This window comes from Hymenobacter sp. H14-R3 (assembly GCF_030063445.1).
Classification (GTDB): domain Bacteria; phylum Bacteroidota; class Bacteroidia; order Cytophagales; family Hymenobacteraceae; genus Hymenobacter.
In genome coordinates this window covers 97,930-121,343 of record NZ_JASITD010000003.1, presented here as the reverse complement: position 1 = coordinate 121,343, position 23,414 = coordinate 97,930, and the positions used below count along the sequence as shown (strand labels likewise).

Below are 23,414 nucleotides of genomic sequence, written 5' to 3'. Positions count from 1 at the left end.
AATGCCACCCCAGCCTAGGGCATGGGCTTGCTACTACGAACCTAATACCAAATTGCCAAAGCGGCCGGCCGCCGCATCTTTGCCCTATGTCTCAGCTCCTCCCTGCCGCGCCCGCCTACGACTACGTGCTGGTGGGGGGCGGTGCCGCCGGCCTCAGCCTAGCCTACCACCTGGCCCAGGAACCCCGCCTGGCGGCCCGGCGGGTGCTGCTCATCGAGCCCGAGGCCAAAGACCAGAACGACCGCACCTGGTCGTTCTGGGCCGACGAGCCCACGCTATTCGACGCGCTGGCGGTGGGCGAATGGTCGAAAATCGCCTTCCGCAGCCCCGGTTTCGAGCACGTTTTCGACCTCGGGGACTACCGCTATCGTACCATTCGGGGCCTCGATTTTTACCAATTTGTGCACCAGGCGCTGGCGGCGCGGCCGGCGCAATTTACCGTGGTGCGCGGCCGGGTGGCGGCGCTCGAAAACACGCCCGCCGGGGTGCGGGTGCGCACCGAGGCGGGGGAGGAGTTTACGGCGCGCTACGCCTTCGATAGCCGCCCGCCCGCCATCGAGCCCCGGCCCGCCAAGCACCGCTACCAGCTCCAGCACTTTGTGGGCTGGGAAATCGAAACCGACCACGACGTATTCGACCCCGCGGTGGTGGAGTTCATGGATTTTCGGGGGCCGCAGTACCACGAGGCGCGCTTCATGTACGTGCTGCCCTTCGGCCCGCGCCGGGCGCTGGTCGAGTACACGCTGTTTTCGGGCCAGCCGCTGGCCAAGGCCGAGTACGAAGCACATATACTTGATTACCTGCAAGATAACCTCAAGCTGACGGCCGCGCAGTACCGCGTTACGGCCGAGGAAGTTGGGGCCATCCCGATGACGGACCACCCGCTGCCCACCCGCGCCGGGGCGCACATCGTTAATCTGGGCACCCGCGCCGGGCGGGCCAAGCCTAGCACGGGCTACGCGTTTCGGCGCATTCAGGCGCAGTCGGCGCGGCTGGTGGCGGCGCTGGCTGCCACGGGCCAGCCGCCCGCCAACGCCACCGGCGACCGCTGGCAGTTCCGGCTCTTCGACACGCTGCTGCTCGATATTATGCAGCGCCGGGGCGAAACGACCCGCGACATCTTCGCGCAGCTGTTCGAGCGCAACCCGGTAGGGCGCATCTTCCGGTTTCTGGATGAGAAAACCAGCTGGGCCGACAACCTGCGGGTGATGAACTCGGTAGCACCCGGGCCTTTTATGCGCTCCATTGGGCAGGTGCTGCGCGGCCGGCCGGGCCGGCGCGCGTAGCGGCCTTTGGGGTACCAGTAGCTAGTCGCCGCCCCCGCAGCCCCCGCAGCCCGAGCCGCCCCCGTCGCCTCCGCCATCACCGCCGCTGCTGTCGCCGCCGCTAGTAGTAGCGGGCGGGGCCAGGTGCGTAGCCAGGCTGGCTAAGCCCAGGTTATTCAGCTCGTTAAGACCAAAAAAGGCCACTGCAAACGCAACGGATTGGGTGGTAAGCGCCCCGTCGGCCGGGCCTTGCTTGGTGCGCCGGGCCAGCTCCCGCAGCACATACTTGCCCCGGCCGGTAGCCCAGGCGCCATGCAGGTACGCAACGCCGCCTATAAGGGAAATAGCTAGTAAAGAGAGAATTAAAAAACCAACTGGCCGGCCACGCACCAAGCCCACCACCAGCTTTATCAACCCAAAAAGCACAACGGCGAGGGTAGCCGCCGGCGGGTAGTAATCGAGCCGGCGGCGGGCGGCAGCCCCAAGCAACAGGCCCTTGGCCTGGAGCGACTGGTCGAGGTCGCGCACGGCCACCTTAATCTGGCGGTTGGCTTGGTCGCGCACCGTTTCCACCTTCGAGCTACCCGGCTGCACAATCAGGTTCCACACGGCCCGCTCGTAGGGCACGGTGGGCGGGGTGTCAGTAGCGCGCCTGATTTTTTGGTCGGGCAGCAGCTCTATTTGCTGCGAGTGGGCCAGGGCAGCCAATGCGCTGTCGGCCAGGCGGCTGCCTCGGTTTGCCAGGCGCACCACCTCATACGTGCTAAGCAGGGGCCCTTCATAAGATTGCTGCGGGCCGGCACCCCGGGCGCGCAGCCACAGCGCCAGCGCCAGGGAAAGCGCATACACTCCCCAGAATAGCCTCAAAAACTCGGTCCCGTACCAGTCAAATGGGTTGAGCGGGGTGCGCGCCGTGCAGCCTACCAGCACCAGGGCCGCCGCCAGCGCCAGCCCCCAGCGCCGGTTGGGCAGCGCCAGCCGCCCGCGCAGCCTGGGCATAGCCGGGCGCGGCAGCAGCCAGTGCCGCCGCAGGTTGACGCGCCGAAAGTGGGGCGCCTCACCAAAGCGCACGGCCGCCGCCGGCCAAATATCGGCCGGGGGCATCTCGCCAAAAGCTGCCTGGTAGGCCTGCTTGGTGGCGGTGTACCACTCCCGAAACTTGTGGCCCTCGGCCGCGCCGCCCTTGGTGGGGCCGTGGTGCAGGGCAAAGCCCAGCACCTGCCCGCACAGCTCCTCCCAATACGAGCGCGTGTACACGAGGTGCAGGTGCCAGGCCTGGTCTACCTCATCGGAGGGCGTAACGGGGTGCCCGCAGGTAGCGGCCAGGTACACAAACTTCTTGTATTCGAGCACCACGCGCCGGGCAAAAGCCAGGGGCCAGCCATTGTCGCGGGCCAGCCGGTGCGAAAACGAAAGGGACGCCTGCCCATCGAGGTCGAGGGCAACGAGCCGCGCCCAAAGCTCCGACTGCGGGGCGGGCGGCAAAGCAATAGGCATACGCATAACTGAGGCGCCCCTTGGTGGGCCACCCCAACGCCCTAAAGATAAAGCCACTACTGCCCTTGCGCCCGCCGGCCGGCCCGCGTTTAAGGCCGCCGCTGCAACTGGGTTGCCGATGGGGGTTGTAAAAAAAATCGCGGGGCAACACCCGGCTGGGGTGCCCCGCGATTAGCTCACTGGTGAGCAAGTAGGAGTTTCAGGAAAAGGGTTTGAAGTAGTTGTCTACTGCAAGTACCTGAAGAACACTTGTTAAGTAATCACTCCTAGCTGCTAGTCAACTTTAGTACTCGTCCTCGTTGAACATGAAGTCCTCCTTGGTCGGGTAGTCGGGCCACACCTCTTCGATGCTTTCGTAGGGCTGGCCATCGTCTTCCAGGCCCTGTAGGTTTTCAACTACTTCCATCGGGGCACCCGAGCGGATGGAGAAGTCAATGAGTTCGTCTTTGGTGGCGGGCCAGGGCGCATCTTCCAAATAGGAAGCAAGTTCGAGAGTCCAGTACATGGTCAGAAAGAAAAAAAGATGCTTGAAAAAGGTTGCTAAATGTAAGCTTCACGGGCGCAACGTAAACCCCGAAGCAAAGGTTAGCCTGAAGTAGGCAGCTGGAAAAGCGCGATGAGCTCCGTTTTGGTTTGGATTTTCCGCTCGAAGGTGCGAATTTTTCCCTGCAACAGCTGCCGCATCTGGTCGTTGGCGGCCGAAGAGTTGAGCGTACCCAGGTTGTCTTGCAGCCCGGCCAGCTCCTGGCGGTCGCTCTCGATAAATTTGCGTAGGGCCACCGTGGCGGTTTGGGCACGCTCGGCGGGGGGCAGGGGCGGGGCGCCCTCGGCTTGGCGCTTGCGCAGGTAGTAGTCTAAAGCGCTCATTTCGAACACTTTATCGCAGGCCAGCATAAAGCGCTGCCACAGCTGGTCGCTTTCGGGGCCGCGCACCGCACCGCTTTGCTTCCATTCGGCTTGCAGGTTTTTGGCCTGGGTCACGCCTTGGTTGGGCGGCAGGGCAATGAGGGCTTCGGCGCGCTTGGCCAGCTCGCGCTTGCGCAACAGGCTCTCCTCGGGCGAGCCGGGGGTGGCGCCGGGGCGCACCTCGGCAGGGCGCTGGGTTTCGATATGCTTTTTGAGGCGCTCGAAAAAATGGTTGTTGGCGGCCCGAAACTTGGTCCACAACTCGGCGGCCTGCTTCTTGGGCAAGGTACCGTTGATTTCGCGCCACGCATTTTGCAGCTGCTTGAGCTGGCGCGAAGTGGTTTCGAACTGGTCGGAGTTTTTGAGTACCTCGGCCTGGTTCACCAGCTCGCGGTAGCGCTCCACGGTGCGGCGGGCCAGGGCCTTGCGGTCGGTCTGGAAAGCTTTGCGGCGGTCGAAAAACTCCTGCACCGCGCCGTGAAAGCGGCCTTCCAGCTCCTCGGTTATGCCTTTGTCCACGGGCCCGGTTTTGAGCCAGGCCTGACGCAGCTCCTTCACGGTTTCGCTGGCAGCAATCCACTCCTCGGTATCGCGCAGGGCTTGAGCCTGGCCAATGAGGCTGGCTTTGGTGGCCAGGTTTTTTTCGCGGTTGCGGGCCACCGACACGTTGAGCTGCTCCTCGGCCTCCTTGAGGCGGCGGTGCAGCGTTTCGTAGTCGCCGAGGCCGTCGTGCTGCTTGCACTGTTCCTGCAAGTGCAGGAGCTTCATCAGAAAAGACCCTTGGTTATCAGCGGCTTGCAGGCGGTCCAGAAGTTCTTCGATTTTAACCCGGAACGCCTCGTAGCGCTGGCCAAAGTAGCGCAGGGCGTCGTCGTCGGTGTCTTTTACCTGGCCGATGCGGCGGGCCGGCTGGCCCAGCGTTGGGCGTAGCCACACGCCCCCGTCTTCCACGTAGCCATAGCGGCGGGCTTCCGTGAGCGGGTGGTCGGGGAGTTCCATTGGGGAATGGGAAAGATAGAGTGAGGCAAAAACGCCGGTAAGCCCGGCAGTTGGCTCCCAACATAGTCGGGGGAAGGAATTACAAGTTTACGCGGAAAATTGGTTGTGGCCGCACAGTAGGCAGGTGGGTGCCAGGTGGAGATTTTGCTCAACTACGAAGCTGCCAACAGATTTGGCTTATAATTGGCGCTTTTTTATGCGAAGGCCCGCATTTTTTCTGGCAGCCGGGCGGCCCGCAAACCTAGCGGCGCAAGGTAGCTTTGCAGTGTTCCGCTTTTTCACCTATTCCCGAGCCCCATGTCCGACCAGCCCACTATTATCTTCAGTATGGCCGGGGTAAGCAAGATTTACCCGCCCCAGAAGCAAGTTCTCAAAAATATCTACCTCTCCTTTTTCTACGGGGCCAAAATCGGCGTGCTCGGCCTCAACGGCTCGGGCAAGTCGAGCCTGCTAAAAATCATTGCCGGCGTCGACAAGCAGTTTCAGGGTGAAGTAGTGTCGTCGGCCGCTTACTCGGTGGGCTACCTGGAGCAGGAGCCCCAGCTCGACCCCGCCAAAACGGTGCTGGAAGTAGTGCAGGAAGGCGCCGCCGAAACGGTAGCCCTGCTCAAAGAATACGACGACATCAACGAAGCCTTTGGGGCCGAAGATGCCGATTTCGACAAGCTGCTGGAGCGCCAGGGCAAGGTGCAGGAGCGCCTCGACCAGCTCGACGCCTGGAACCTCGACAGCAAGCTGGAGCGCGCCATGGACGCCCTGCGCACCCCCGACGCCGATGCCATCATCGGCAACCTCAGCGGCGGCGAAAAGCGCCGGGTGGCCCTGTGCCGCCTGCTGCTGCAAGAGCCTGATGTACTGCTGCTTGACGAGCCCACCAACCACCTCGACGCCGAGAGCGTGCTGTGGCTGGAGCAGCATTTGCAGCAATACAAGGGCACGGTAATCGCCGTGACCCACGACCGCTACTTCCTCGACAACGTGGCCGGCTGGATTCTGGAGCTCGACCGCGGCAGCGGCATTCCGTGGAAGGGCAACTACAGCAGCTGGCTGGAGCAGAAAACCGACCGCATGGCCAAGGAGGAAAACACCGAAAGCAAGCGCGCCAAAACCCTGCAGCGCGAGCTGGACTGGGTGCGGATGTCGCCCAAGGCCCGCCAGAGTAAGGGCAAAGCCCGCTTGGCCAACTACGAAAAGCTGGCCGGCGAAGAAGCCAAGGACAAGGAGCAGAAGCTCGAACTGTTCATCCCCGATGGCCCGCGCCTGGGCTCGCAAGTAATTGAGGCCGAAGGGCTTCGTAAAGCATTTGGCGACAAGCTGCTGTTTGAGAACCTGAGCTTCTCGCTGCCGCAGGGCGGCATTGTGGGCATCATCGGGCCCAACGGCGCGGGCAAAACCACGCTCTTCCGCATGATAACCGACCAGATGCAGCCCGACGCGGGTACCTTCGAGGTGGGTCCCACGGTGCAAACGGCCTATATCGACCAGCAGCACGACTCGCTCGATGGCAGCAAGTCGGTGTTTGATACCATCACGGGCGGCACCGAAACCATGCTGCTGGCCGGCCGCCCGGTGAACTCGCGGGCCTACGTAAGCAAGTTCAACTTTGGGGGCGGCGACCAGGAGAAGAAGGTGGGCACGCTCTCGGGCGGCGAGAAAAACCGGGTGCACCTGGCCATGACCCTCAAGCAGGGCGCCAACCTATTGCTGCTCGATGAGCCCACCAACGACCTGGACGTGAACGCCATCCGGGCGCTGGAAGACGCGCTGGAGAACTTTGCCGGCTGCGCCGTCATCATCAGCCACGACCGCTGGTTCTTGGACCGCCTGGCCACCCACATCCTGGCTTTTGAGGGTGACTCGGAGGTGGTGTGGTTCGAGGGTAATTTCTCGGACTACGAGGAAGCCAAGCGCAAGCGCCTCGGCGACGTGGAGCCCAAGCGCGTGCGCTACCGCAAGCTGAGCTAGGCGGTACGCTGCATAAACAAGTATCCCCGGCGGTGCCAGCTTTGTAGCTGGCACCGCCGGGGATACTTGTTTTATAGTGTTGACAATCAGCTTGTTTTAAAAGATAGCGGGTAGGTATTTACCCCGGCCCAGTGGCTGGCAGTGTGCCAAAGCGCCGGTGCAGCTCCTGGAACGCAGCGGGTGAGATGGCGAGGTGCTGCACCACGGTGGCGGTGCTTTGGGTGGCTTTGCCCTTTTTGTCGAGCGTGGTGGTCACGTTGTGCAGCGTGAGGTAGCGGCAGTTGGGGTCGTTGGGGGCGCTGTGGAGGCTGAGGCGGGCAAACGGGCCTTCGGCCACCGCGCTCGTGTGGGGCGTGAGGTGGTGAAACTGGCCGCTTTCGAGGGCTGCGCGGGTGGCAGCGGCATCTGGTGCGTAGCTAATGGGGTGGGCCAGGGCTTCTTCGGTAGCCCATTCGTTGCTGGTTTCGGAGAAGGGCTCGGTGGCTTGGGCGCGGGCCATTAAGTACGCGCCGCCCAAAATCATAAGGGCCTCCATAACCCAGATGGCTCCTAAAAACAGGCCGGAAGGCGTGCTGCTTTTCAGCGACCAGGTGCCGGTTTCATTTACCTGGCGCATGGTCGTCCACATCGCCGCCGGGTGGGTAAGAACGGCCGTGAAAATGCTGGGGCTGAACGAGGTACTCGTATCGGCTGCCTTGCCCGTGCCCGTGGTTTCGGAGTTGAGGAGCAGCGTTAGGTACACCGCCCATTCCAGATACACGGCCACGAGGCCCACGGCCAGCGCCAGCCCACCCACCGCCCCGGGGCTGCGCAGCTTACCCAGCCGGGCCAGCATAGCCAGGGCCGCGCCCAGCAGCAGCCCAAATCCCAGGCAAAGAATAAAATTGATGTAAACGAACGGGATGTACCACACGGCATAGATGTACACCAGGGCCAGCATCAGGGCCACCGCCACCCCGCCGGCTAGCAGGGTCAGGATGCCGGTGGGGGGCATTTTATTGGAAGGCTGGTAGTAAGGGCTCATGCAGCGAACTGGTAAGGGGAAAGGAAAGGGAAAAACCGGCCGCAATAAACGCAAAAGCCTGCCAATAACATTGCCTGGATACCTAATGGGTTAATAGTTTGGGGAGTGGTTTAGAAATGTATTTTTTCGGATTGCTTTTCCTGAGAAGCTTTATCGGCCAGTGGGTAGTTGTTGTGGTTGCGTCGCGGCGCACTGGTGGCGGTTGCGCACTAGGTCCCGCTGCCAGTTTGGTGACTTTGGGGAAAGGCTGACTTTGGCTTGCAAAAAAGGCCACTGCCACTGCTACGGCTTGGCTTACCCAAACTAAGGTTCCTGCCTACGCGGGCCGCACCGGCGCCTATTTTTGGTCGCCTACTTCGCCATTTGCCCCCGCCATGACTGCTACCATCCTCTCCGAAAATGTGCTGCCGCAGTTGCCCTCCGCCTCGGGGGTCGAAATTATCGGCCCCACTGCCTACCTCGTGAGCGACGATGCGCCGCTGCTCTACCTGCTCGATGCGGCCACCCTGGCCCCCGTGGGCCAAGTGCAGCTTTTCGAAACCAGCGACTTTGGCAGCGGCCGCATTCCCAAGGCGGCCAAGCCCGACCTCGAAAGCATGGCCGCCGTGGTGAGCCCCACCGGCGCGGCCGGGCTGCTGCTGTGCGGCTCGGGCTCGCAGCCCAACCGCGAAACGGGCTACTTCGTGGGCCTGCCGGCGGCCGATGCCCCGGCCGGCCCGCGCTTTGTGCAGCGCCTCGACCTGAGCCGCCTCTACGCCCAGCTGCGGGCCCGGCTGCCGGCTGGCGCCACCCTCAACCTCGAAGCCGCCGCCACTACCGCCACCGAGCTGCTGCTGTTGCAGCGCACCGTGGGCGGCGGGCCCGCGCTGCTGTTTGCGCTGCCGCTCGATGCCACGCTGGCGCATTTGTTTGAGCCGCGCTGGCCGGCCCCGGCCCCCACGCGGGTGCTGTCGTTTGCGCTGCCCGCGCTGGGCGGCTACGTGGCAGGGTTTTCGGGCGCTACCCACGTGGCGGGGCAGCTACTCGTAACGGCCTCGGTGGAGGCCACCACCAGTGCCGTGGCCGACGGCGCGGTGCTGGGCTCCTTCGTGGGGGTGGTGAACCTGGCTACCCAAACGGCCACCTTCGCCCGCCTGGCTTGGGCCGATGGCCGCGCCTACCTGGGCAAGGTCGAGGGCCTGGCCGTGCGCCGCACCCTCGGGCCCGGCTGGCTGGAGCTGCTACTGGTAACCGATGATGACCTGGGCGGCAGCACGGCGCTGGTGGCCGAGCTGCGGCTATGAGCGCGGGCGAATACCGGGTAAGCTTTAGCGTGCCAGTAGCTAATTCTTTGTCAGCCAGCTACTGGCACGCTAAAGCTTACCCGGCATTTCGAAAATCAGGCTTCTACCCAGCCTTCCCGCAGGGCCCGCATTACGAGGCCCACGGGGGTGCGCACGCCGGCCTTATGCAGCAGGGCCCGCCGGTGGCTTTCGACGGTGCGCACGCTGAGGCACAGCTGGTCGGCAATCTGCTCGTTGCAGAGGTCGGCGGCTACCAGGGCCAGCACTTCCAGCTCGCGGGGGCTGAAGCCGGCGTGGTAGGGGCGGTGGGGGGAGCACGGGGCCTGCGGCAGCGCCAGCGTGGGCGCGGTAGCGAGCAGCTCCGTGACCGCGCCGGCTACTTCGGCGGGCGTGGCATGGTGCGAAAGCAGGCGATGGGCCGCGGCCGGAAGCAGGGCCACGGGCAGCACCGGCGGCCGGCGGCCCGTAAGCACCAGCGTAGGGAGCCAGGGCCGCAAGCTGCGCACCTGGCTCAGAATGGTAGGCAATACCTTGGCAGCCAGAGCAGTACCATCCATAATGAGCAGGGCGTAGGCCTGGCTGTGCAGTAGCCGGGGCAGCTGCGCCAGGTCGGCCACAAAATGAATAGGGCAGGTGGGCCAGGCTTCGCGCAGGGTGAGCAGCAAGCCGTGGCGGAGGAGAGTGGGCGGGGCGGCCACCAGCAGCCCCGCATCCAGAAGGAGCGTTGCCATGGATTAATTACTGAGGTGGGACTATCAGTACTTAACCCAAGTAACTAGCCAGCAATGGGTTGCAGTATGGGCTGGACGCGCGCCCACGGTAACATTGAGCCGGGGCAAAAGAGCTATTCCAACTAAAGCCGGGCCAGAACGGCGCGCAGAAGGCAGGCTTCCGCGCAGAGAGTAGGGAAATCATAGCAGGTAAGGAAAGTAGAGTGGCAATACTCAACCTTAGACCGCGTAATCGCTTGAGGTATAGGGAGGAGTTGATACCAAAGTACAGCGCTCTCCTAGCTAAAGCAAGCCATTTTGCTCAGTGTCCGTTATTTGCAGCCAGGTGCCCGCGGGGAGTATCCCGCCGGGGTCGGCATCGAGCAGCAGGGCTCGGGTGGGCGGCTCATCGGCGCGGGCTAGCTCCTCAATGGTGGCGGGCAGGGCCAGGGGCGGCTGGCCGGGGCGGTGCAGGCGTAGCAGCAGGGTTGTGTGCAGCGGGTGGGCACCCAGCCAGGCGGGCGCGGGTGGTGCGGGCAGCACCAGCAGGCCTAGCCCCGGTACCCGAAAGCTGCTGGTCACTACGAAGGCGGGCGCGGGTATCATGCGGTAAAAAAGCGAAGCTTGGGCGGGTGCCCTATTCGCCCGTCTTCGTGATTTGGCCCTTGCGCTTGCCGTGCTTTTTGATGCGCGTGCCGGGCAATATTTGCAGCTCCACCGTAGCGGGCGCGCACGAGGCGAGCGTAACTACCTGGGGCGCGTAGCCGGCGGCACTCACCGTGAGCGTGGGGAACCCGGTGCCAGTAGCAGGCAGTGTAAAAAAACCTTCCTCATTGGTAATGAGAATCATCATGGCTCCCTTCACCGACAGGCTAACGCCGGCCAGTGGCTTGCCACCGGCCATAACACGGCCGCTGAACGCGTTGCACGCCCGGCTGGCCGCGTCGTACCCGGCGGCCGGCGGGGTAGTCTGGCTGAATGCAGGTAACGTGCTGGCAGTGAATAATATGCAGAAGAAAGAGTGTGAATAATTCATAAGTAGAGTAGGGTAAGCGATGGGCGGGACAGGGGAAACGTAAGGTGGTAGTACGCAAACAGCGACTAATGGCTGAAAGTCTTGTTTCAGAAAGCGTGCCGGATGCGACGGTAGTAGGCCGAGTGGCCGGCTGCGGCTGGGGGCCGGGCCAGGATTACTTTCGTAGCATGCGCTTTTTTATTCGTTTCCGGGGGTGGTTGCTGGGGTTGTGTTTGGTGCTGGCCGGTGGCCGGCTGGCCGCGCAGCCCACGCCGCTGCCGTGCCTACTGCTACCCCTGGGCCCCGCCGAGCGGGTGCAGGCCGCCAACCTTATCGTGGAGGCCGAAGTGCTTGATGCACAAGGTGAATGGGATGCCGCGCACCAACGCATTTTTACGCGGCAGCGGTTGCGCGTGTTTCGGGTGCTCAAGGGCGTGCTGCCCGACACCGCCGCCCTGCCGCTGCTGGTAGAGGGCGGCCAGGTGGGCCTGGCCCGCCAGGAGCTCACCAACACCCTGCGCCCGCTGCCAGTGGGCCAGCAGGGGATTTTCTTTTTGCAGCCCGCGCCGTGGCCGGGCGTGGCCCCGGCCTACGCCGCCTACGCATCCAGCCAGGGCGTTATCACCTATAGCCTGGCCCTGGGCACCGCCGCCGAGCCAGCCCGTGCCTACGCCACCTGGGCCGCGGCCGCCCAGCAAACCACGCAGCTCAGTGGCCAGCCCGCGCAGCTGCTGCGGGCCAACCCACGCCTGCAAGCGGCCGCCCAGCGGCTGGCCAGCCCTTTCGCCCAGCGCACGGCGGCCCCCACCATCAGCGGGTTTAGCCCGGCCCAAACTACGGCGGGCACCGGGGCGGTGCTCACCATTCGGGGCAGTGGGTTTGGCAGCAGCCAAGGCAGCGGGGGCGTCGATTTTCGCAACGCCGACGATGGTGGGGCCACCACCACCCGCGCCCTGGCTCGCGACTACCTCAGCTGGACCGACACCCAGATACTGGTGCGGGTGCCCTCGCTGGCCAGCGGCGGCCACCCCGCCGGCACCGGCCCCGTTACCGTAACCGCCGCCGATGGCACGGCCGCCACCACGGCCACAGCGCTCGTCATCGTCTACGCCCTCGCCAATATCGACAACACCACCGGCACCTTCACCGACCGCCCCAACCACGTGGCTACCAATGCCACGGGCGGCCTCACGTTTCGGCTGGCCCCCAATTTTCGGAGCAACGCCCCCGCCGTGGCGGCCTGGCAGCGGGCGCTGGCGCAGTGGCGCTGCACCTCGGGCATCAACTGGGAGCTGGGCCCCGATGCCCCGGCCAATACCATGGCCCTCGACCAGGTGAATACCGTTGCCTTCGACGATGGCACGCTGCCGGCTCGGGTGCTGGGGCGCACAACCTCTTATTATTCGGGTTGTTACAATGCCCAGGGCGAGGTGATATTCTACGTGTCCGAAATCGACCAGCAGTTTACTACCAGCTTGCCGTTTCAGCTGGGGCCGGCGCGGCCCGGGGCGGGGCAGTACGATTTGGAGTCGGTGGCCGTGCACGAGCTGGGCCACGCGCAGCAGCTGTCGCACCTCATTCGGCCGGGGGCCATCATGCACTTTGGGGTGGCGGCGGGGGCCACCCTGCGCGTGCTCGACCCGGCCTCCGATGTGGCGGGCGGGCGGCTGGTGCTGCGCACCCGCAGCTTCCGCAACCGGGGCTGCGGCGGCCCGGCCATGCTGCCGGCCCCGCTCACAGCGCTGGCTATCAATGCGGTAGGCACCGCGCCGGCGGCCACCTTCAGCACCCGCGACGAGTGCTTTGTAAACGGCTTTGTGCTGGAGCGCAGCGCGGGCCTCGACACCACCACCGCCGGTGCGGGCTGGCAAGCCGTGGCCACCACCAATGCCGGGGCCGCCAACAGCAGTCAGTACACCCTCACCGACCCGCGCCCGGCCCTGGGCCTGCGCTACTACCGCCTGGGCCTGCGCCGCCCCGATGGCAGCCTCGACTACGCCGCCCCCATGCCCGTGGCAACCGGCGAGGCTGTTGCCGACGCGCAGGTATTCCCTAACCCACTGGAAGGCAATAAGTTGCAGCTAGCCTATCCTGCCGCCGCAACCGGCGACTTGGTGCTGCGCTTCTACGACGAGCTGGGCCGCTACCACCGGGGCCAGCGCACCAGCGTGCAGGCCGGCCTCAACCTGCTCACCCTCGACGTAACCGGCTTGCGGCCCGGCTTCTACATCCTGCGCCTCACCACCGACCAGGGCAGCCGTAGCGTGCGGGTGATAAAACTCTGATTGAATGGTAGTTGCTAAGCAAGGGTTCGTGCGCCGGTCCGCCGGCGAAGCCGGCCGACCGGTTGACGGGCGCGCCGCCTGGCCAGTCGCGCAGGTACTTGTTCACGCACCAACCAGTTGAAGAGCCCGCGGCTGGTCGTGCAGGAATCATTCACATGATAACTGGTCGGCCAGCTCGCGCCGGCGGACCGGGGGCCGGGCTGGCTTTTAACTCTTCACCGGCTGGTAGTTGGCCAGGTCCTCGGCAGTAAGGTTGCCGTTGAGCCACTCGCTTTCAATGTTGGCTCCCAGTTTCTTATAGAACGCGATGGCCGGCTCGTTCCAGTCGAGCACCTGCCACTTCATGCGCTGCGCGCCGGTGCGCTGGGCCTCGCCCACCACGGCATCGAAGAGCAGGCGGCCGTAGCCGCCGCGCCGGGCGGCCTCGGTCACCACTAGGTCTTCGAGAAAAAGCATGCGGCCCTTCCAGGTCGAGTAGGCGGTGTAAAACAGGGCCAGGCCGATAATATCAGCCCCGCTTTCGAGCACGAAAAAACCGAAAATTGGCGCCGGCCCGAAGCCATCGCGCTGCATCATTTCGAGCGTATTAGTCACGGCATCGGGGGCGCGCTCATACACGGCCAACTCCTGAATGAGGGCCAGCACGCGGGGCAAATCGGTTTCCTGGCCGCGCCGCAGGATAGGGGAGAGCGTCATAAAATCAACCAAAAAATAGGTATGCAAAAGCCTGGGTTAATAAGCTGTACCACAACTCATTAACTCAGGCCATAAAAACCAGAAAGCGCATTCAAAAATCCGAAAAGAAGTCGTCCGAATCAGCGCAATTTGTCTAAATCTGCGATTTACATCTGCGGCTGCATCTTCTTGATGTCTTCCACGGCGTTGGGGGCCGTTAGCTCGCGGTTGACGCTGTTGGCGGCGGGAGTGGGGGCTTTTTTACCGCCACTCGTGTCCACGGCCGCCGGAATGGGGGGCAGGGGCACGGTGGCTACGTCGTCTTCGGTCGAAGTGGGGTTGCCGTCGGGCGAACTGCACGCGGCCATCGTCAGCGTGAGGGCGGCGGCGGCTAGCAACGTGGGCAGGAAGCGTTTCATCATCATACAGGTAAGCCGGATTTTAGGCCGCAAGTTACGGCGCGAAAGTGTAGGGTAAGCTTTCGCTGGCCGGGCGTTAAGCGGCTTTCTACGCAATTGGCGGCCTACCTGGCCAGCGAAAGTTTGCCCTACCCCCGCCACAACAGCCAGCCGAGCCAGGCGGCCCGCGCCGTCCAGGCCAAGGTGCGCAGCCAGTTGGTGCGCGTGAGGCCGTCGATAGCAATGTAGTTATAGCCGCTCGCCCCCAGCCGGTTGTGAAACGGCACCGAAATAAGAAACGTGACGGCCCACACTGCCAGCACCAGCGCCAATTGGCCCAGCGCCGGGCCCGCGCCCCAAGTGGCGTAGGCGGCCCAGGCTAGCCAACCGGCCAGCGCCAGCTCCAGCACCATGGGGGCGCCCACCACCCAGCCCATGCCCTGCGTGTGGGCCGCGTGGTAGCGCCCAAACTCGGGCTTGCCCACCAGCGCCAGTGCCGGGTACACCACCAGCTGCACCACCCAGACAACGCCCGTGAGGTAGGCGGCCAGCGCGAAGTTGAGTAGCAGGAGGCGGGCGAGGGGCATGGGGCGGTAAAGTGGTGCAACCGTCTTACGCAAAGGGCCGCCTGTTGGTGGGTTGGCCCGGTTGGGTTTAGCTTGCGCGTGCTGGCTGATTGCTGCGCGTGCGGTACCCAAGCTGAAGCTTATGCTACATCTTTCTTATGAATAAAAACCTGTTGGCGCTGCCGCTGCTGGCCGCCCTGGCCACGGCCTGCAACTCGTCCCCCAGCTCATCGGCCGCGGGCGACAAGCCCGATTTGCTGCGCGCCGCCCTCGACACGACCGTGGCCCCCGGCGACGATTTTTTCAGCTACGCCAACGGCACCTGGATTAAAAACCATCCCATTCCGGCCTCCGAAAGCAACTCGGGCATCGGCATTGAGGTGCAGAAGGAGATTTATAACCGCCTGCGCGAAACCAGCGTGGAGGCCGCCAAGGCCAGCGCCGCGCCCGGCAGCAACCAGCAGAAAATCGGCGACTTCTGGGCCGTGGGTATCGACTCGGTGAAGGCCAACCAGCTGGGCTACACGCCCATTAAGGCCGAGCTAGCCCGCATCGCGGGCATCAAAACGGCGGCCGATGTGCCGGGCGTCATCGCCCAGGAAATCAAGCTGGGCGTGCGCGCCCTCATCGGCCCGCGCGTGAGCCAGGACGACAAGAACAGCGACAAGATGGCGCTGTACCTCTACCAAAGCGGCCTGGGCCTGCCCAACCGCGACTACTACTTCAACACCGACACCCGCACCAAAAACATCCGCCGCGCCTACGCGCGCCACGTGGCCAACACGTTTAAGCTGCTGGGCCAGGACTCGACCACGGCCAACGCCAACGCGGCCCGCGTAGTGGCCCTCGAAACCAGCCTGGCCAAGTCGTCGCGCAAGCTCGAAGCCCTGCGCGACCCCTACAAAAACTACAACAAGATGACCCTGGCCCAGCTCGACAAGCTGACGCCCGGCGTGGATTGGAAGTCGTGGTTTGGCCAAATGGGCGTGCCCAGCGTGGACACCGTGATTGTGGGCCAGCCCGAGTTTTACCAAACCGTGGGCCAGCTCCTCAAAACCAAGCCCGTTGCTGACTGGAAAGCCTACCTCACTTGGCAGCTGACCCGCGAGTACGCCACCACGCTCAGCCAACCATTTGTGGATGAGAGTTTTAAGTTCTACGGCACCACGCTGCGCGGGGCCAAAGCCATGCGCCCCCGCTGGAAGCGCGTGCTCGACATGCAGGAGGATGCGCTGGGCGATGCCCTGGGTCAACTATTTGTTAAAGAGTACTTTAAGCCCGAAGCCAAAGCCCGCTACGATACCTTGGTGAAGAACGTGGTATCGTCGTTCGCCGAGCACATCAAAAACGTGGACTGGATGAGCGCGCCCACCAAAGTAGTGGCCCTCGACAAGCTCCATAAAATTGCGCCCAAGGTGGGCTACCCCAATAAGTGGAAGGATTATTCGGCGCTCACCATTGACCGCAGCTCGCTGACCGCCAACGTGATGCGCGCCAACCAGTGGCAGTACAACTACCAGCTCAACAAGCTGGGCAAGCCCGTGGACCGCACCGAATGGGGCATGACGCCCCAGACCTACAACGCCTACTACAACGGCTCGAACAACGAGATTGTGCTGCCCGCCGCCGCCTTCGCCATCCCCACGCTGCTCGATGCCAACGCCGACGACGCGCTGGTGTACGGCTACGCCGGGGCCAGCACCATCGGCCACGAGCTCACCCACGGCTTCGACGACGAGGGCAGCCAGTACGACGCCCACGGCAACCTGCACGAGTGGTGGAGCAAGGACGACCGCAAGCGCTTCAACCAGCGCGTGGCCGTGATTGTCAAGCAGTTCAATAGCTACACACTGCTCGATTCGCTGCACATCAACGGCAAGGCCACGGCCGGCGAAAACATCGCCGACCTCGGCGGCATCGTTATCGGCCTCGACGCCTTCAAGAAAACCAAGGAGTATAAGGAGGGCAAAAAAGTGGCCGGCCTCACGCCCGTGCAGCGCTATTTCCTGGGCTATGCGCTGGGCTGGCAAATGCACGTGCGCGACGAGGCGCTGGCCTCGCAGTTGCTCACCGATGTGCACTCGCCGGCCCAGTACCGCGTGAACGGCCCCATGGCCGACGTGCCCGCCTTCTACGAAGCCTTTGGCGTGAAACCGGGCCAGAAGCTGTTTATTCCGGATTCGGCGAGGGTGAAAATCTGGTAGATGAAGGTCTGACTGTCAGGCATGAACGTTGCGTGAAGCTGGTTAGGGAAGGGCGGCGGAGGTTTACCTTTGCCGCCCTTCTTATTTAGTATAGAGAACCTTACCGTTTGATGCCACGCTACTTTTTTCGCCCGTTGGGCTTATCGCTGGCGGCGCTGCTGCTGGCGGGCCGCGCCCTGGCCCAGGGCGGCGTTACTTCGCCCGTGGGCACCCAGCCCGCGCAGCAGCCGGCCGCTGCCTCGGCCCAGGAGCCCACGCACCACGAGCACGACGCGGCCAGCAACTGGAGCGTCCACTTCCAGCAAACCATTATTCAGCAGTGGCACAATGACTTGAGCCCGCGCTACGCCGGCCCGTTTAGCTTGCAGGCCCGCGAGCAGGCCAAGCTCTCGCTTACCACCACGGCCTTTATCGGGCGCAAGCTGTGGCGTGGGGCCGCCGTGTACTTCAACCCCGAAGTAGCTGGGGGCAGCGGCTTGAGCGGGGCCACTGGCATCGGCGGCGCGCCCAACGGCGAAACCTTCCGCATCGGCGACCCCGCCCCGCAAGTGTATTTGGCGCGCCTCTACCTGCGCCAATTGTGGGCGCTTGGTTCAGAAACTACTAATTTTGAGGACGATATCAACCAGGTATCCGGCGCGCGCCCGACCCGCTACCTGGCCCTGAACGTGGGCAAGTTCAGCATGGCCGACTACTTCGACCAGAACAGTTACTCGCACGACCCGCGCACCCAGTTTTTCAACTGGAGCCTGATGAGCGCCGGCTCCTGGGATTATCCGGCCAACGTGCGCGGCTACACCGCGGGCGCGGTGCTCGAATACGTGACGCCGACCTACGCCCTGCGCGCCGGCCTCGGCGCCATGCCCACCGATGCCAACGGCCCCACCCTCGACCTGCACTACGGCAAGGCCCAGGCCCTCACCGTGGAGCTGACCAAACCCTACACCCTGGGCGGCCACCCCGGCACGGTGCGCCTGCTGGGCTTTCGCAACCAGGCGGCCATGGGCAGCTACACGCTGGCCGTGCGCAACGCCGGCCCCGCTGGCCCCGACGTCACGGCCGTGCGCGCCGACCGCCGCACCAAATATGGCTTCGTGGTGAATGCCGAGCAGGAAATTTCGCCCAATGTGGGCCTTTTCGGCCGCTTCAGCTACAACGATGGCCACAACGAAACCTGGGCCTTCACTGAAATCGACCGCAGCCTGAGCGTGGGCCTCACCAGCACCGGTGCCCGCTGGAAGCGCCCCACCGACCGCCTCGGCGTGGCCGCCGTGGCCAACGGCCTCTCCAAAGACCACCAGAACTACCTGGCGGCCGGCGGCTCGGGCTTCATCCTCGGCGACGGTCGCCTCGACTACGGCCTCGAATACATCGGCGAGGTGTACTATAGCATCGACTTCCCGCGCTACCACGCCGCGCTAAGCCCTGATTATCAAATCATTTTCAACCCCGGCTATAATACCAGCCGCCTGCCGGGGCCGGTGCATGTGGTGGCGCTGCGGGTGCACGTCGAGTTTTAGGGGGCTGGGCTACCTTTATACGTGGTATCAAAAACGCCCCGCTTATGGAACCCATCACGCAGTTTTCGCAGCTCGACCTGAGCAAAACGTACACCTACGCTGATTATCTGACGTGGAAATTCGACGAGTTTGTCGAGCTTATCAAAGGCAAAGTGCTGCGCCCGATGGCGGGGCTCAGCCGGCGACACCAAGCTTTGTCGATAAATATCCTGCGTCAGGTATTGCCGATGGTGCAGGGTAAGTCCTGCCAGGTTTATCACGCGCCCTTTGACGTGCGCCTGGCAAGCGGGGGCGCCAATGGCAACCAGCAGATTCAGACGGTTGTGCAGCCCGATATCTGCGTGATATGCGACCGAAGCAAGCTCGATGACTGGGGCTGCCTGGGCGCGCCCGACTGGATTATCGAAATTGTGTCGCCCGGTAACACCGCCCGCGATACCAAAACCAAGTTTGACCTCTACGAGGAAAGTGGCGTGCGCGAGTACTGGATAGTCTACCCCGGCCAAAAAACAATAACGGCCTACGTGCTTGAAGGTGAGCAGTATAAACTAATGGGCGAATACATCGAGCCCGGCGCGCTGCCCGTAACCACCCTGCCCGGCCTGGCCCTGGAGTGGGCCGACATCTTCGCCGAAGACTGAGGCGGCGCACCCGCTTATATTTGCAGCCCCCTGACCGGCAAGGTGTCCTTGCCGGTCTTTTATTTTCTGCATTAATGAAGAAGTTTTTGTTTGCGCTGGCCGTGTGGGCCGCGCTGCCGCTGCACGGCTGGGCGTGGGGCGTAGAGGGCCACCGCGCCATCGGCATTATCGCCGAAAACCACCTCACCGACAAGGCCCGCCGCATGGTAATGGACCTGCTGGGCTCGCAGTCGCTGGCTATGGTCAGCACCATCCCCGACGAGATGCGCTACCTGCCCGAGTTCAAGGAAACCGGCCCCTGGCACTACGTAAACACGGCCCTGGGCCTGGCCCACGACCCCTACCTGGCCGCCGTGAAGGCCCAGGTAGAGCCCAACGCCTACAACGTATTATTGCTGAAAATCAAGGAGATGAAAGACCCCGCCAAAACCCGCGAGCAGCGGGCCGAAGCCCTCACTTTCGTGGTGCACATTGTGGGCGACATTCACCAGCCCATGCACACCGGCCGCGCCGAAGACAAGGGCGGCAACGACATCAAGCTCACCTACCGCGGCAAAGACACCAACCTGCACAGCCTCTGGGACAGTGGCCTGCTCGACTACCAGGGCCTCACCTACACCGAGCTGGGTACCCAGTATAGCCCCGTGCCCGCCACCCTGCTCAAAACCTGGCAGGCCACGACCAGCCCCGCCGAGTGGCTGTTTGAGTCGTACACCATCGCGGGCCAACTCTACACCGAGGCCGCCCAAAACGCGAACCTCGACTACCGCTACTACCCGGCCCACGCCAGCGTGGTGAAGCAGCGCATTCAGCAGGCCGGCGTGCGGCTGGCTGCCGTGCTCAACGAGGCGTTTAAGTAGGCCGCCGCGCCGCAAAAAAGCCCGCCGCATCAGGTAGATGCGGCGGGCTTTTTTGCGGCTAATCACGTAGCTGCCAGTAGCTAGATTACCGGCACATTAGCGGAATAAAGAGCCAAAGTTACGGTAGCTACTGCCTGATGCGCAAGCAGTTAAAAATTCGTCAAAATAATTTGGACTGGAGAAAGCCCCGAAAAACGTGTTCCTGACCACGTTAGCGCCGAAAAAAATGGGCTGAAAAAAATCGCCCAAAAGCTTTTTGTGAATGATAACATTGCCCCCAAAAAGAAACTGGTAATTTTGCACTGTGAACGCACTCAACCACCAGTGGATGATGCGCGGAACGGCCCCAACCGCCGTTCTGCGAGAAGACCGGAAGGCCGTTGGCCCCGTTTTTTATTCGTTCTGTGATTCGTTTTTCGTTTCGTTTTTTTGATTCACCGCTTCATTCGTTTGAAGCGGTTTTTTTGTGCCCGGCCGGCGCGTAAGGTTTTTCAAGTTTTCAGGTTTTTCAAGTTTTCACTAACTGTAAATTCCCCCTTAACTCTAGTATGGATACCAACACGCTTTCCCCGAAAGTAGCCGCCGCTACGTTGTCTTCGACCGCTAAATCTGCCCACGCTGGCAACCGCAACCTGAGCACCGACCCCAAGCGGATGGCCGTTATCAAGGTGTGGGATTCGATGATGCGCGGTGCCCGCAAGTACTGCGAGGAGCAGGGCTTCGTAACTATCCACAACATGCCTCATATTGTGGGTGTTACGGGTGCTTGCGAAAACACGGATACCCTGTTTACCCTCGACTGGTACGATGGCAAGAAGATGTTTCTGCCCCAGAGCAACCAGCTCTACATCGAGATGCTGACCCAGGCCGTGGAAGGCGGCCGCGTGTGCGGCGAAATCCAGAGCTTCCGCAAGGAGCTGAACGCCGACAACCGCCGCCTGGCGCAGTTCACGCTGTTTGAAATCGAGCACGTAGGTGACCTCGACGAGCTGCTGGGCCACCTGGCTGGCATCGTGCACACGGCTTGCCGCGAAGTGGCTACCAAGTGCGCCAAGGAGCTGGCCCTGTTTGGCCGCGATGCGCAGGACATCATCGACCTGACCTTCAAGCGCATGACCTACGCCGACGCCGTTGAGCTGCTGAAGCCGAACGGTTTCCCCGACCTGCAGTGGGGCGATGACCTGGGCGCTGAAGAAGAGAACCGCCTCACCGAGCTGGAGGGCCCCATCTTCATCACCCACTACCCGGCCGACATCAAGTTCTTCAACATGCGCAACAACGACGACGACCCCCGCGTGGTAAACTCGTCTGACCTGTTGCTGCCGCTGGCCGGCGAGTCGGCTGGTTCGGCCGAGCGCGAGTTTGACGGGGCCAAGCTGCGCCATAAGCTGGAAACCAGTTCGATGCTGGCCGGCCTCATCCGCCAGGGCATGAAGCTCGAAGATTTCGAGTGGTACCTGAGCTTCCACGAGGAGCACGACGTGCAGCTGCACTCGGGTGCCGGCGTCGGGATGGCCCGCGTAGCCCAGTTCATCTTGGGTCAGACGGACATCCGCGAGTGCGTGCCCTTCCTGATTAACCGCGAGAACGTTATCTAAGCTGCTGACTGCGAAGCGCCCGGCCCACGCCGGGCGCTTTTGTTTTTACCCGGTTCGTAGCGCGATGTAGCGCGGACTTTTAGTCCGCGAGTAACCCAGCCCAATCTAGTCCAACCCATCGCGGACTGAAAGTCCGCGCTACGCCATGCAAAAGCTCCTTAATCGCGTTGCCCAGGCTAATACGCTGCTCTGCGTGGGCCTCGACCCCACCGGCTCCGACGAAGAAGTGACGCGCCGCCTGCCGCAGCTCATTGCCGAAACCGCGCCCTACGCCGCCGCCTTCAAGCCCAACCTGGCCTTTTTTCTGAGCCGGGGCAACGGCACGCAGCTGCTGCGCCAGGTGGTGGCCGCCGTGCCCGAGGGCATTCCGGTTATTCTGGATGGCAAGTTTGGCGACATCGCCAACACGGCCATGCACTACGCGCAGTTTGCCTACGACATAGTGGGGGCCGATGCCGTGACTGTGAACCCCTACATGGGGGCCGATGCGGTGGTGCCCTTCGCCCGCCCCGGCAAGTTCGTGTTCGCCCTGGCGAAGACCTCCAACCGGTCGGTAGTGCAGGATGCCGTGCTGCAAAACGGCGAGTCCGTGAGCGATTTTACCGCTAAAATGCTGGCCGACCTCGACGCCACCCACGGCAATATTGGCCTCGTGGCCGGCGCTACCGATTCGGCAGCGCTGGGCCGTCTGCGGCGGCTGTGCCCCACGCAGTGGTTTCTGGTGCCCGGCATCGGCGCGCAGGGCGGCGACCTGGCGGCCGTGCTGGCCGCCGGGCTATTTGCCGATGGGACGGGGCTGCTGATTAACGCCTCGCGCAGCATCTGGCAGGCGGAGGATGCGGCGGACGCGGCGCGGGAATTGATGAATGAAATAAACGAACACCGGCCGGTAACTACCTGATAAATAGAGATTTATGAATTAAAAACTAATGAAGCGCTGTCTCCCAACCAGCAAATGGAGGCTCTACCTGGTAGGACCTATCCAGAAAATGGCGGATGTACTGCGTAGCGCGTAGCGTGGCATGGTCTTCATTTGTGACTTCCCCTTGGGCATCAAACTCCAGCACATTGGCAAAAATGGCGTAGGCCATTTCAACTTCACTCGGATTCTCCCCATATAAGCTCAAGTAATCAATGTCCTCCAAATAGTAGTGTGTGCCACTGGCCATAAAGTAGGAAAATGTGCGAAGGGCACCGCTGACGGAATGACTGAGTTTCATAGATGATGATTAACGAGTGTGCAAAGTACTTGCTCGCAAAGGACAGATTAACAGCTTTACAGAATGACCCCAACCACCCTCACCCCCGGCCTGCCCCCCGCCGAAGTCGCCAGCATCATCGAAGCGCAGCTGCGCGCCGAAGGCGCGCTCCTGAGCGGCCACTTCAAATTGTCGTCGGGCCTGCACTCCGATACCTACGTGCAGTGCGCCCGCTTTTTGCGCAAGCCCGAGCTGGCCGCGCCCGCGATGGCCGAGCTGGCTCAGCGCCTGCGTGACGCGGGCATTAACCCTGATGTAGTGGTTGGCCCCGCGATGGGCGGCGTGGTGGTGAGCTACGAATTGGCCCGCCAGCTCGGTGTGCCGTCGCTTTTTACGGAGCGCGACGCAACTGGCGAAATGGTTTTGCGGCGCGGCTTCACGTTGGCCCCTGGCGAAAGGGTAGTTATTGCTGAAGACGTAGTTACGACCGGCAAAAGCACCCTCGAAGTAGCCCGGGTTTTGGGTAAAATGGGGGTCGAAGTGCTGGCAGTGGTGTCCTTAATTGACCGCACCAATGGGAAAGCTGAGCTTCCGTTCCCGAACTTTGCCCTGTTGCCGGTGCAGGCGGCCGTGTTTGCGGCCGATGCGGTGCCGCAACACCTGGCCGGGATTCCGGCCGTGAAGCCCGGCAGTCGGCCGGACTCGAAGTAATCCATTACCACCTGTCAACCTTATCTGGCGTACGCTTGCGAAGGACCTTATCACACTCGCAACGTGGTGATTAGCAAACCTGGTGAAGGAAGC

General features: G+C 62.9%; 22 protein-coding genes. 11 read left to right on the top strand and 11 right to left on the bottom strand.

The window, feature by feature from the left end; translation table 11 throughout:
* Positions 1–86: 86 nt before the first annotated feature.
* Entirely contained in the window at positions 87–1,286 is a 1,200-nt protein-coding gene (locus QMK33_RS04255) for a lycopene cyclase family protein (RefSeq protein ID WP_283563313.1), read from the top strand.
* Between the two features lie 21 nt (positions 1,287–1,307).
* Here the strand turns inward: QMK33_RS04255 and QMK33_RS04250 are convergent, their stop codons facing one another.
* The 3 genes from QMK33_RS04250 to QMK33_RS04240 form a co-directional block, all read right to left on the bottom strand.
* Positions 1,308–2,762 carry a TIGR04222 domain-containing membrane protein gene (locus QMK33_RS04250; RefSeq protein ID WP_283563312.1) on the bottom strand — a complete coding sequence of 485 codons (1,455 nt, stop codon included), beginning with the start codon at positions 2,760–2,762 and terminating at the stop codon, positions 1,308–1,310.
* Positions 2,763–3,045: 283 nt separating this feature from the next.
* Positions 3,046–3,267 carry a DUF2795 domain-containing protein gene (locus QMK33_RS04245; protein WP_068238128.1) on the bottom strand — a complete coding sequence of 74 codons (222 nt, stop codon included), beginning with the start codon at positions 3,265–3,267 and terminating at the stop codon, positions 3,046–3,048.
* Positions 3,268–3,347: 80 nt separating this feature from the next.
* Positions 3,348–4,667, bottom strand: coding sequence for a DUF349 domain-containing protein (locus QMK33_RS04240; RefSeq protein ID WP_283563311.1), 1,320 nt, complete (start codon positions 4,665–4,667; stop codon positions 3,348–3,350).
* 297 nt (positions 4,668–4,964) lie between these two features.
* Here QMK33_RS04240 and ettA point away from each other — a divergent pair, with 297 nt between their 5' ends.
* A complete protein-coding gene (ettA, locus tag QMK33_RS04235; RefSeq protein WP_283563310.1) occupies positions 4,965–6,632 on the top strand; it encodes an energy-dependent translational throttle protein EttA in 1,668 nt (555 codons plus the stop codon).
* A gap of 118 nt (positions 6,633–6,750) precedes the next feature.
* Here ettA and QMK33_RS04230 read toward each other — a convergent pair whose 3' ends face one another.
* Entirely contained in the window at positions 6,751–7,656 is a 906-nt protein-coding gene (locus tag QMK33_RS04230; protein WP_283563309.1) for a hypothetical protein, read from the bottom strand.
* A 374-nt stretch (positions 7,657–8,030) separates the two neighbouring features.
* Here QMK33_RS04230 and QMK33_RS04225 point away from each other — a divergent pair, with 374 nt between their 5' ends.
* The gene (locus QMK33_RS04225; protein WP_283563308.1) at positions 8,031–8,939 is read left to right on the top strand and encodes a DUF6929 family protein; all 909 of its coding nucleotides are present in this window, start codon (positions 8,031–8,033) and stop codon (positions 8,937–8,939) included.
* A 95-nt stretch (positions 8,940–9,034) separates the two neighbouring features.
* On the opposite strand, the gene QMK33_RS04220 is transcribed toward QMK33_RS04225, so the two are convergent.
* The 3 genes from QMK33_RS04220 to QMK33_RS04210 all read right to left on the bottom strand — a co-directional run bounded on the left by QMK33_RS04220 (position 9,035) and on the right by QMK33_RS04210 (position 10,685).
* Positions 9,035–9,670, bottom strand: a complete 636-nt coding sequence (locus tag QMK33_RS04220) for a helix-turn-helix transcriptional regulator (protein WP_283563307.1) — start codon at positions 9,668–9,670, stop codon at positions 9,035–9,037.
* Between the two features lie 282 nt (positions 9,671–9,952).
* Complete coding sequence (locus tag QMK33_RS04215; RefSeq protein WP_283563306.1) at positions 9,953–10,255, bottom strand: hypothetical protein; 303 nt, start codon at positions 10,253–10,255, stop codon at positions 9,953–9,955.
* 31 nt (positions 10,256–10,286) lie between these two features.
* Positions 10,287–10,685, bottom strand: coding sequence for a carboxypeptidase-like regulatory domain-containing protein (locus QMK33_RS04210; protein ID WP_283563305.1), 399 nt, complete (start codon positions 10,683–10,685; stop codon positions 10,287–10,289).
* Positions 10,686–10,852: 167 nt separating this feature from the next.
* On the opposite strand from QMK33_RS04210, the gene QMK33_RS04205 reads away from it, so the two are divergent.
* The gene (locus tag QMK33_RS04205; protein WP_283563304.1) at positions 10,853–12,949 is read left to right on the top strand and encodes a T9SS type A sorting domain-containing protein; all 2,097 of its coding nucleotides are present in this window, start codon (positions 10,853–10,855) and stop codon (positions 12,947–12,949) included.
* 207 nt (positions 12,950–13,156) lie between these two features.
* Here QMK33_RS04205 and QMK33_RS04200 read toward each other — a convergent pair whose 3' ends face one another.
* The 3 genes from QMK33_RS04200 to QMK33_RS04190 form a co-directional block, all read right to left on the bottom strand.
* Positions 13,157–13,645, bottom strand: a complete 489-nt coding sequence (locus QMK33_RS04200) for a GNAT family N-acetyltransferase (protein WP_283563303.1) — start codon at positions 13,643–13,645, stop codon at positions 13,157–13,159.
* 146 nt (positions 13,646–13,791) lie between these two features.
* Positions 13,792–14,043 (bottom strand): hypothetical protein, encoded by a 252-nt coding sequence (locus QMK33_RS04195; protein ID WP_283563302.1) that lies wholly within the window; start codon positions 14,041–14,043, stop codon positions 13,792–13,794.
* Positions 14,044–14,171: 128 nt separating this feature from the next.
* Positions 14,172–14,609, bottom strand: coding sequence for a hypothetical protein (locus tag QMK33_RS04190; RefSeq protein WP_283563301.1), 438 nt, complete (start codon positions 14,607–14,609; stop codon positions 14,172–14,174).
* 137 nt (positions 14,610–14,746) lie between these two features.
* Between QMK33_RS04190 and QMK33_RS04185 the strand changes: the two genes are divergently transcribed.
* The 6 genes from QMK33_RS04185 to pyrF all read left to right on the top strand — a co-directional run bounded on the left by QMK33_RS04185 (position 14,747) and on the right by pyrF (position 22,312).
* Entirely contained in the window at positions 14,747–16,792 is a 2,046-nt protein-coding gene (locus QMK33_RS04185) for a M13 family metallopeptidase (protein ID WP_283563300.1), read from the top strand.
* Positions 16,793–16,902: 110 nt separating this feature from the next.
* On the top strand, positions 16,903–18,312 hold the full coding sequence (locus QMK33_RS04180; RefSeq protein ID WP_283563299.1) for a carbohydrate porin: 1,410 nt from the start codon (positions 16,903–16,905) through the stop codon (positions 18,310–18,312).
* Positions 18,313–18,356: 44 nt separating this feature from the next.
* Entirely contained in the window at positions 18,357–18,953 is a 597-nt protein-coding gene (locus QMK33_RS04175) for a Uma2 family endonuclease (protein ID WP_283563298.1), read from the top strand.
* Between the two features lie 74 nt (positions 18,954–19,027).
* On the top strand, positions 19,028–19,813 hold the full coding sequence (locus QMK33_RS04170) for a S1/P1 nuclease (protein WP_283563297.1): 786 nt from the start codon (positions 19,028–19,030) through the stop codon (positions 19,811–19,813).
* A gap of 548 nt (positions 19,814–20,361) precedes the next feature.
* Positions 20,362–21,411, top strand: coding sequence for an amino acid--tRNA ligase-related protein (locus tag QMK33_RS04165; protein WP_283563296.1), 1,050 nt, complete (start codon positions 20,362–20,364; stop codon positions 21,409–21,411).
* A 145-nt stretch (positions 21,412–21,556) separates the two neighbouring features.
* Positions 21,557–22,312 carry an orotidine-5'-phosphate decarboxylase gene (gene pyrF / locus QMK33_RS04160; protein WP_283563295.1) on the top strand — a complete coding sequence of 252 codons (756 nt, stop codon included), beginning with the start codon at positions 21,557–21,559 and terminating at the stop codon, positions 22,310–22,312.
* 25 nt (positions 22,313–22,337) lie between these two features.
* On the opposite strand, the gene QMK33_RS04155 is transcribed toward pyrF, so the two are convergent.
* Positions 22,338–22,631 (bottom strand): DUF7677 family protein, encoded by a 294-nt coding sequence (locus QMK33_RS04155; protein ID WP_283563294.1) that lies wholly within the window; start codon positions 22,629–22,631, stop codon positions 22,338–22,340.
* Between the two features lie 63 nt (positions 22,632–22,694).
* Between QMK33_RS04155 and pyrE the strand changes: the two genes are divergently transcribed.
* Complete coding sequence (gene pyrE, locus QMK33_RS04150) at positions 22,695–23,321, top strand: orotate phosphoribosyltransferase (protein WP_283563293.1); 627 nt, start codon at positions 22,695–22,697, stop codon at positions 23,319–23,321.
* Positions 23,322–23,414 lie beyond the last annotated feature (93 nt).

Bases quoted from the DNA above. Each gene is read 5' to 3' on its own strand.
- QMK33_RS04185 (WP_283563300.1), top strand. From the start codon at position 14,747: ATGAATAAAAACCTGTTGGCGCTGCCGCTGCTGGCCGCCCTGGCCACG.
- pyrF (WP_283563295.1), top strand. From the start codon at position 21,557: ATGCAAAAGCTCCTTAATCGCGTTGCCCAGGCTAATACGCTGCTCTGC.
- QMK33_RS04195 (WP_283563302.1), bottom strand. From the start codon at position 14,043: ATGAAACGCTTCCTGCCCACGTTGCTAGCCGCCGCCGCCCTCACGCTG.
- QMK33_RS04180 (WP_283563299.1), top strand. From the start codon at position 16,903: ATGCCACGCTACTTTTTTCGCCCGTTGGGCTTATCGCTGGCGGCGCTG.
- QMK33_RS04205 (WP_283563304.1), top strand. From the start codon at position 10,853: ATGCGCTTTTTTATTCGTTTCCGGGGGTGGTTGCTGGGGTTGTGTTTG.
- QMK33_RS04190 (WP_283563301.1), bottom strand. From the start codon at position 14,609: ATGCCCCTCGCCCGCCTCCTGCTACTCAACTTCGCGCTGGCCGCCTAC.
- QMK33_RS04250 (WP_283563312.1), bottom strand. From the start codon at position 2,762: ATGCCTATTGCTTTGCCGCCCGCCCCGCAGTCGGAGCTTTGGGCGCGG.
- QMK33_RS04200 (WP_283563303.1), bottom strand. From the start codon at position 13,645: ATGACGCTCTCCCCTATCCTGCGGCGCGGCCAGGAAACCGATTTGCCC.
- QMK33_RS04210 (WP_283563305.1), bottom strand. From the start codon at position 10,685: ATGAATTATTCACACTCTTTCTTCTGCATATTATTCACTGCCAGCACG.
- pyrE (WP_283563293.1), top strand. From the start codon at position 22,695: ATGACCCCAACCACCCTCACCCCCGGCCTGCCCCCCGCCGAAGTCGCC.
- QMK33_RS04255 (WP_283563313.1), top strand. From the start codon at position 87: ATGTCTCAGCTCCTCCCTGCCGCGCCCGCCTACGACTACGTGCTGGTG.
- QMK33_RS04220 (WP_283563307.1), bottom strand. From the start codon at position 9,670: ATGGCAACGCTCCTTCTGGATGCGGGGCTGCTGGTGGCCGCCCCGCCC.
- QMK33_RS04165 (WP_283563296.1), top strand. From the start codon at position 20,362: ATGGATACCAACACGCTTTCCCCGAAAGTAGCCGCCGCTACGTTGTCT.
- QMK33_RS04155 (WP_283563294.1), bottom strand. From the start codon at position 22,631: ATGAAACTCAGTCATTCCGTCAGCGGTGCCCTTCGCACATTTTCCTAC.
- QMK33_RS04230 (WP_283563309.1), bottom strand. From the start codon at position 7,656: ATGAGCCCTTACTACCAGCCTTCCAATAAAATGCCCCCCACCGGCATC.
- QMK33_RS04240 (WP_283563311.1), bottom strand. From the start codon at position 4,667: ATGGAACTCCCCGACCACCCGCTCACGGAAGCCCGCCGCTATGGCTAC.
- QMK33_RS04175 (WP_283563298.1), top strand. From the start codon at position 18,357: ATGGAACCCATCACGCAGTTTTCGCAGCTCGACCTGAGCAAAACGTAC.
- QMK33_RS04225 (WP_283563308.1), top strand. From the start codon at position 8,031: ATGACTGCTACCATCCTCTCCGAAAATGTGCTGCCGCAGTTGCCCTCC.
- QMK33_RS04215 (WP_283563306.1), bottom strand. From the start codon at position 10,255: ATGATACCCGCGCCCGCCTTCGTAGTGACCAGCAGCTTTCGGGTACCG.
- QMK33_RS04170 (WP_283563297.1), top strand. From the start codon at position 19,028: ATGAAGAAGTTTTTGTTTGCGCTGGCCGTGTGGGCCGCGCTGCCGCTG.
- ettA (WP_283563310.1), top strand. From the start codon at position 4,965: ATGTCCGACCAGCCCACTATTATCTTCAGTATGGCCGGGGTAAGCAAG.
- QMK33_RS04245 (WP_068238128.1), bottom strand. From the start codon at position 3,267: ATGTACTGGACTCTCGAACTTGCTTCCTATTTGGAAGATGCGCCCTGG.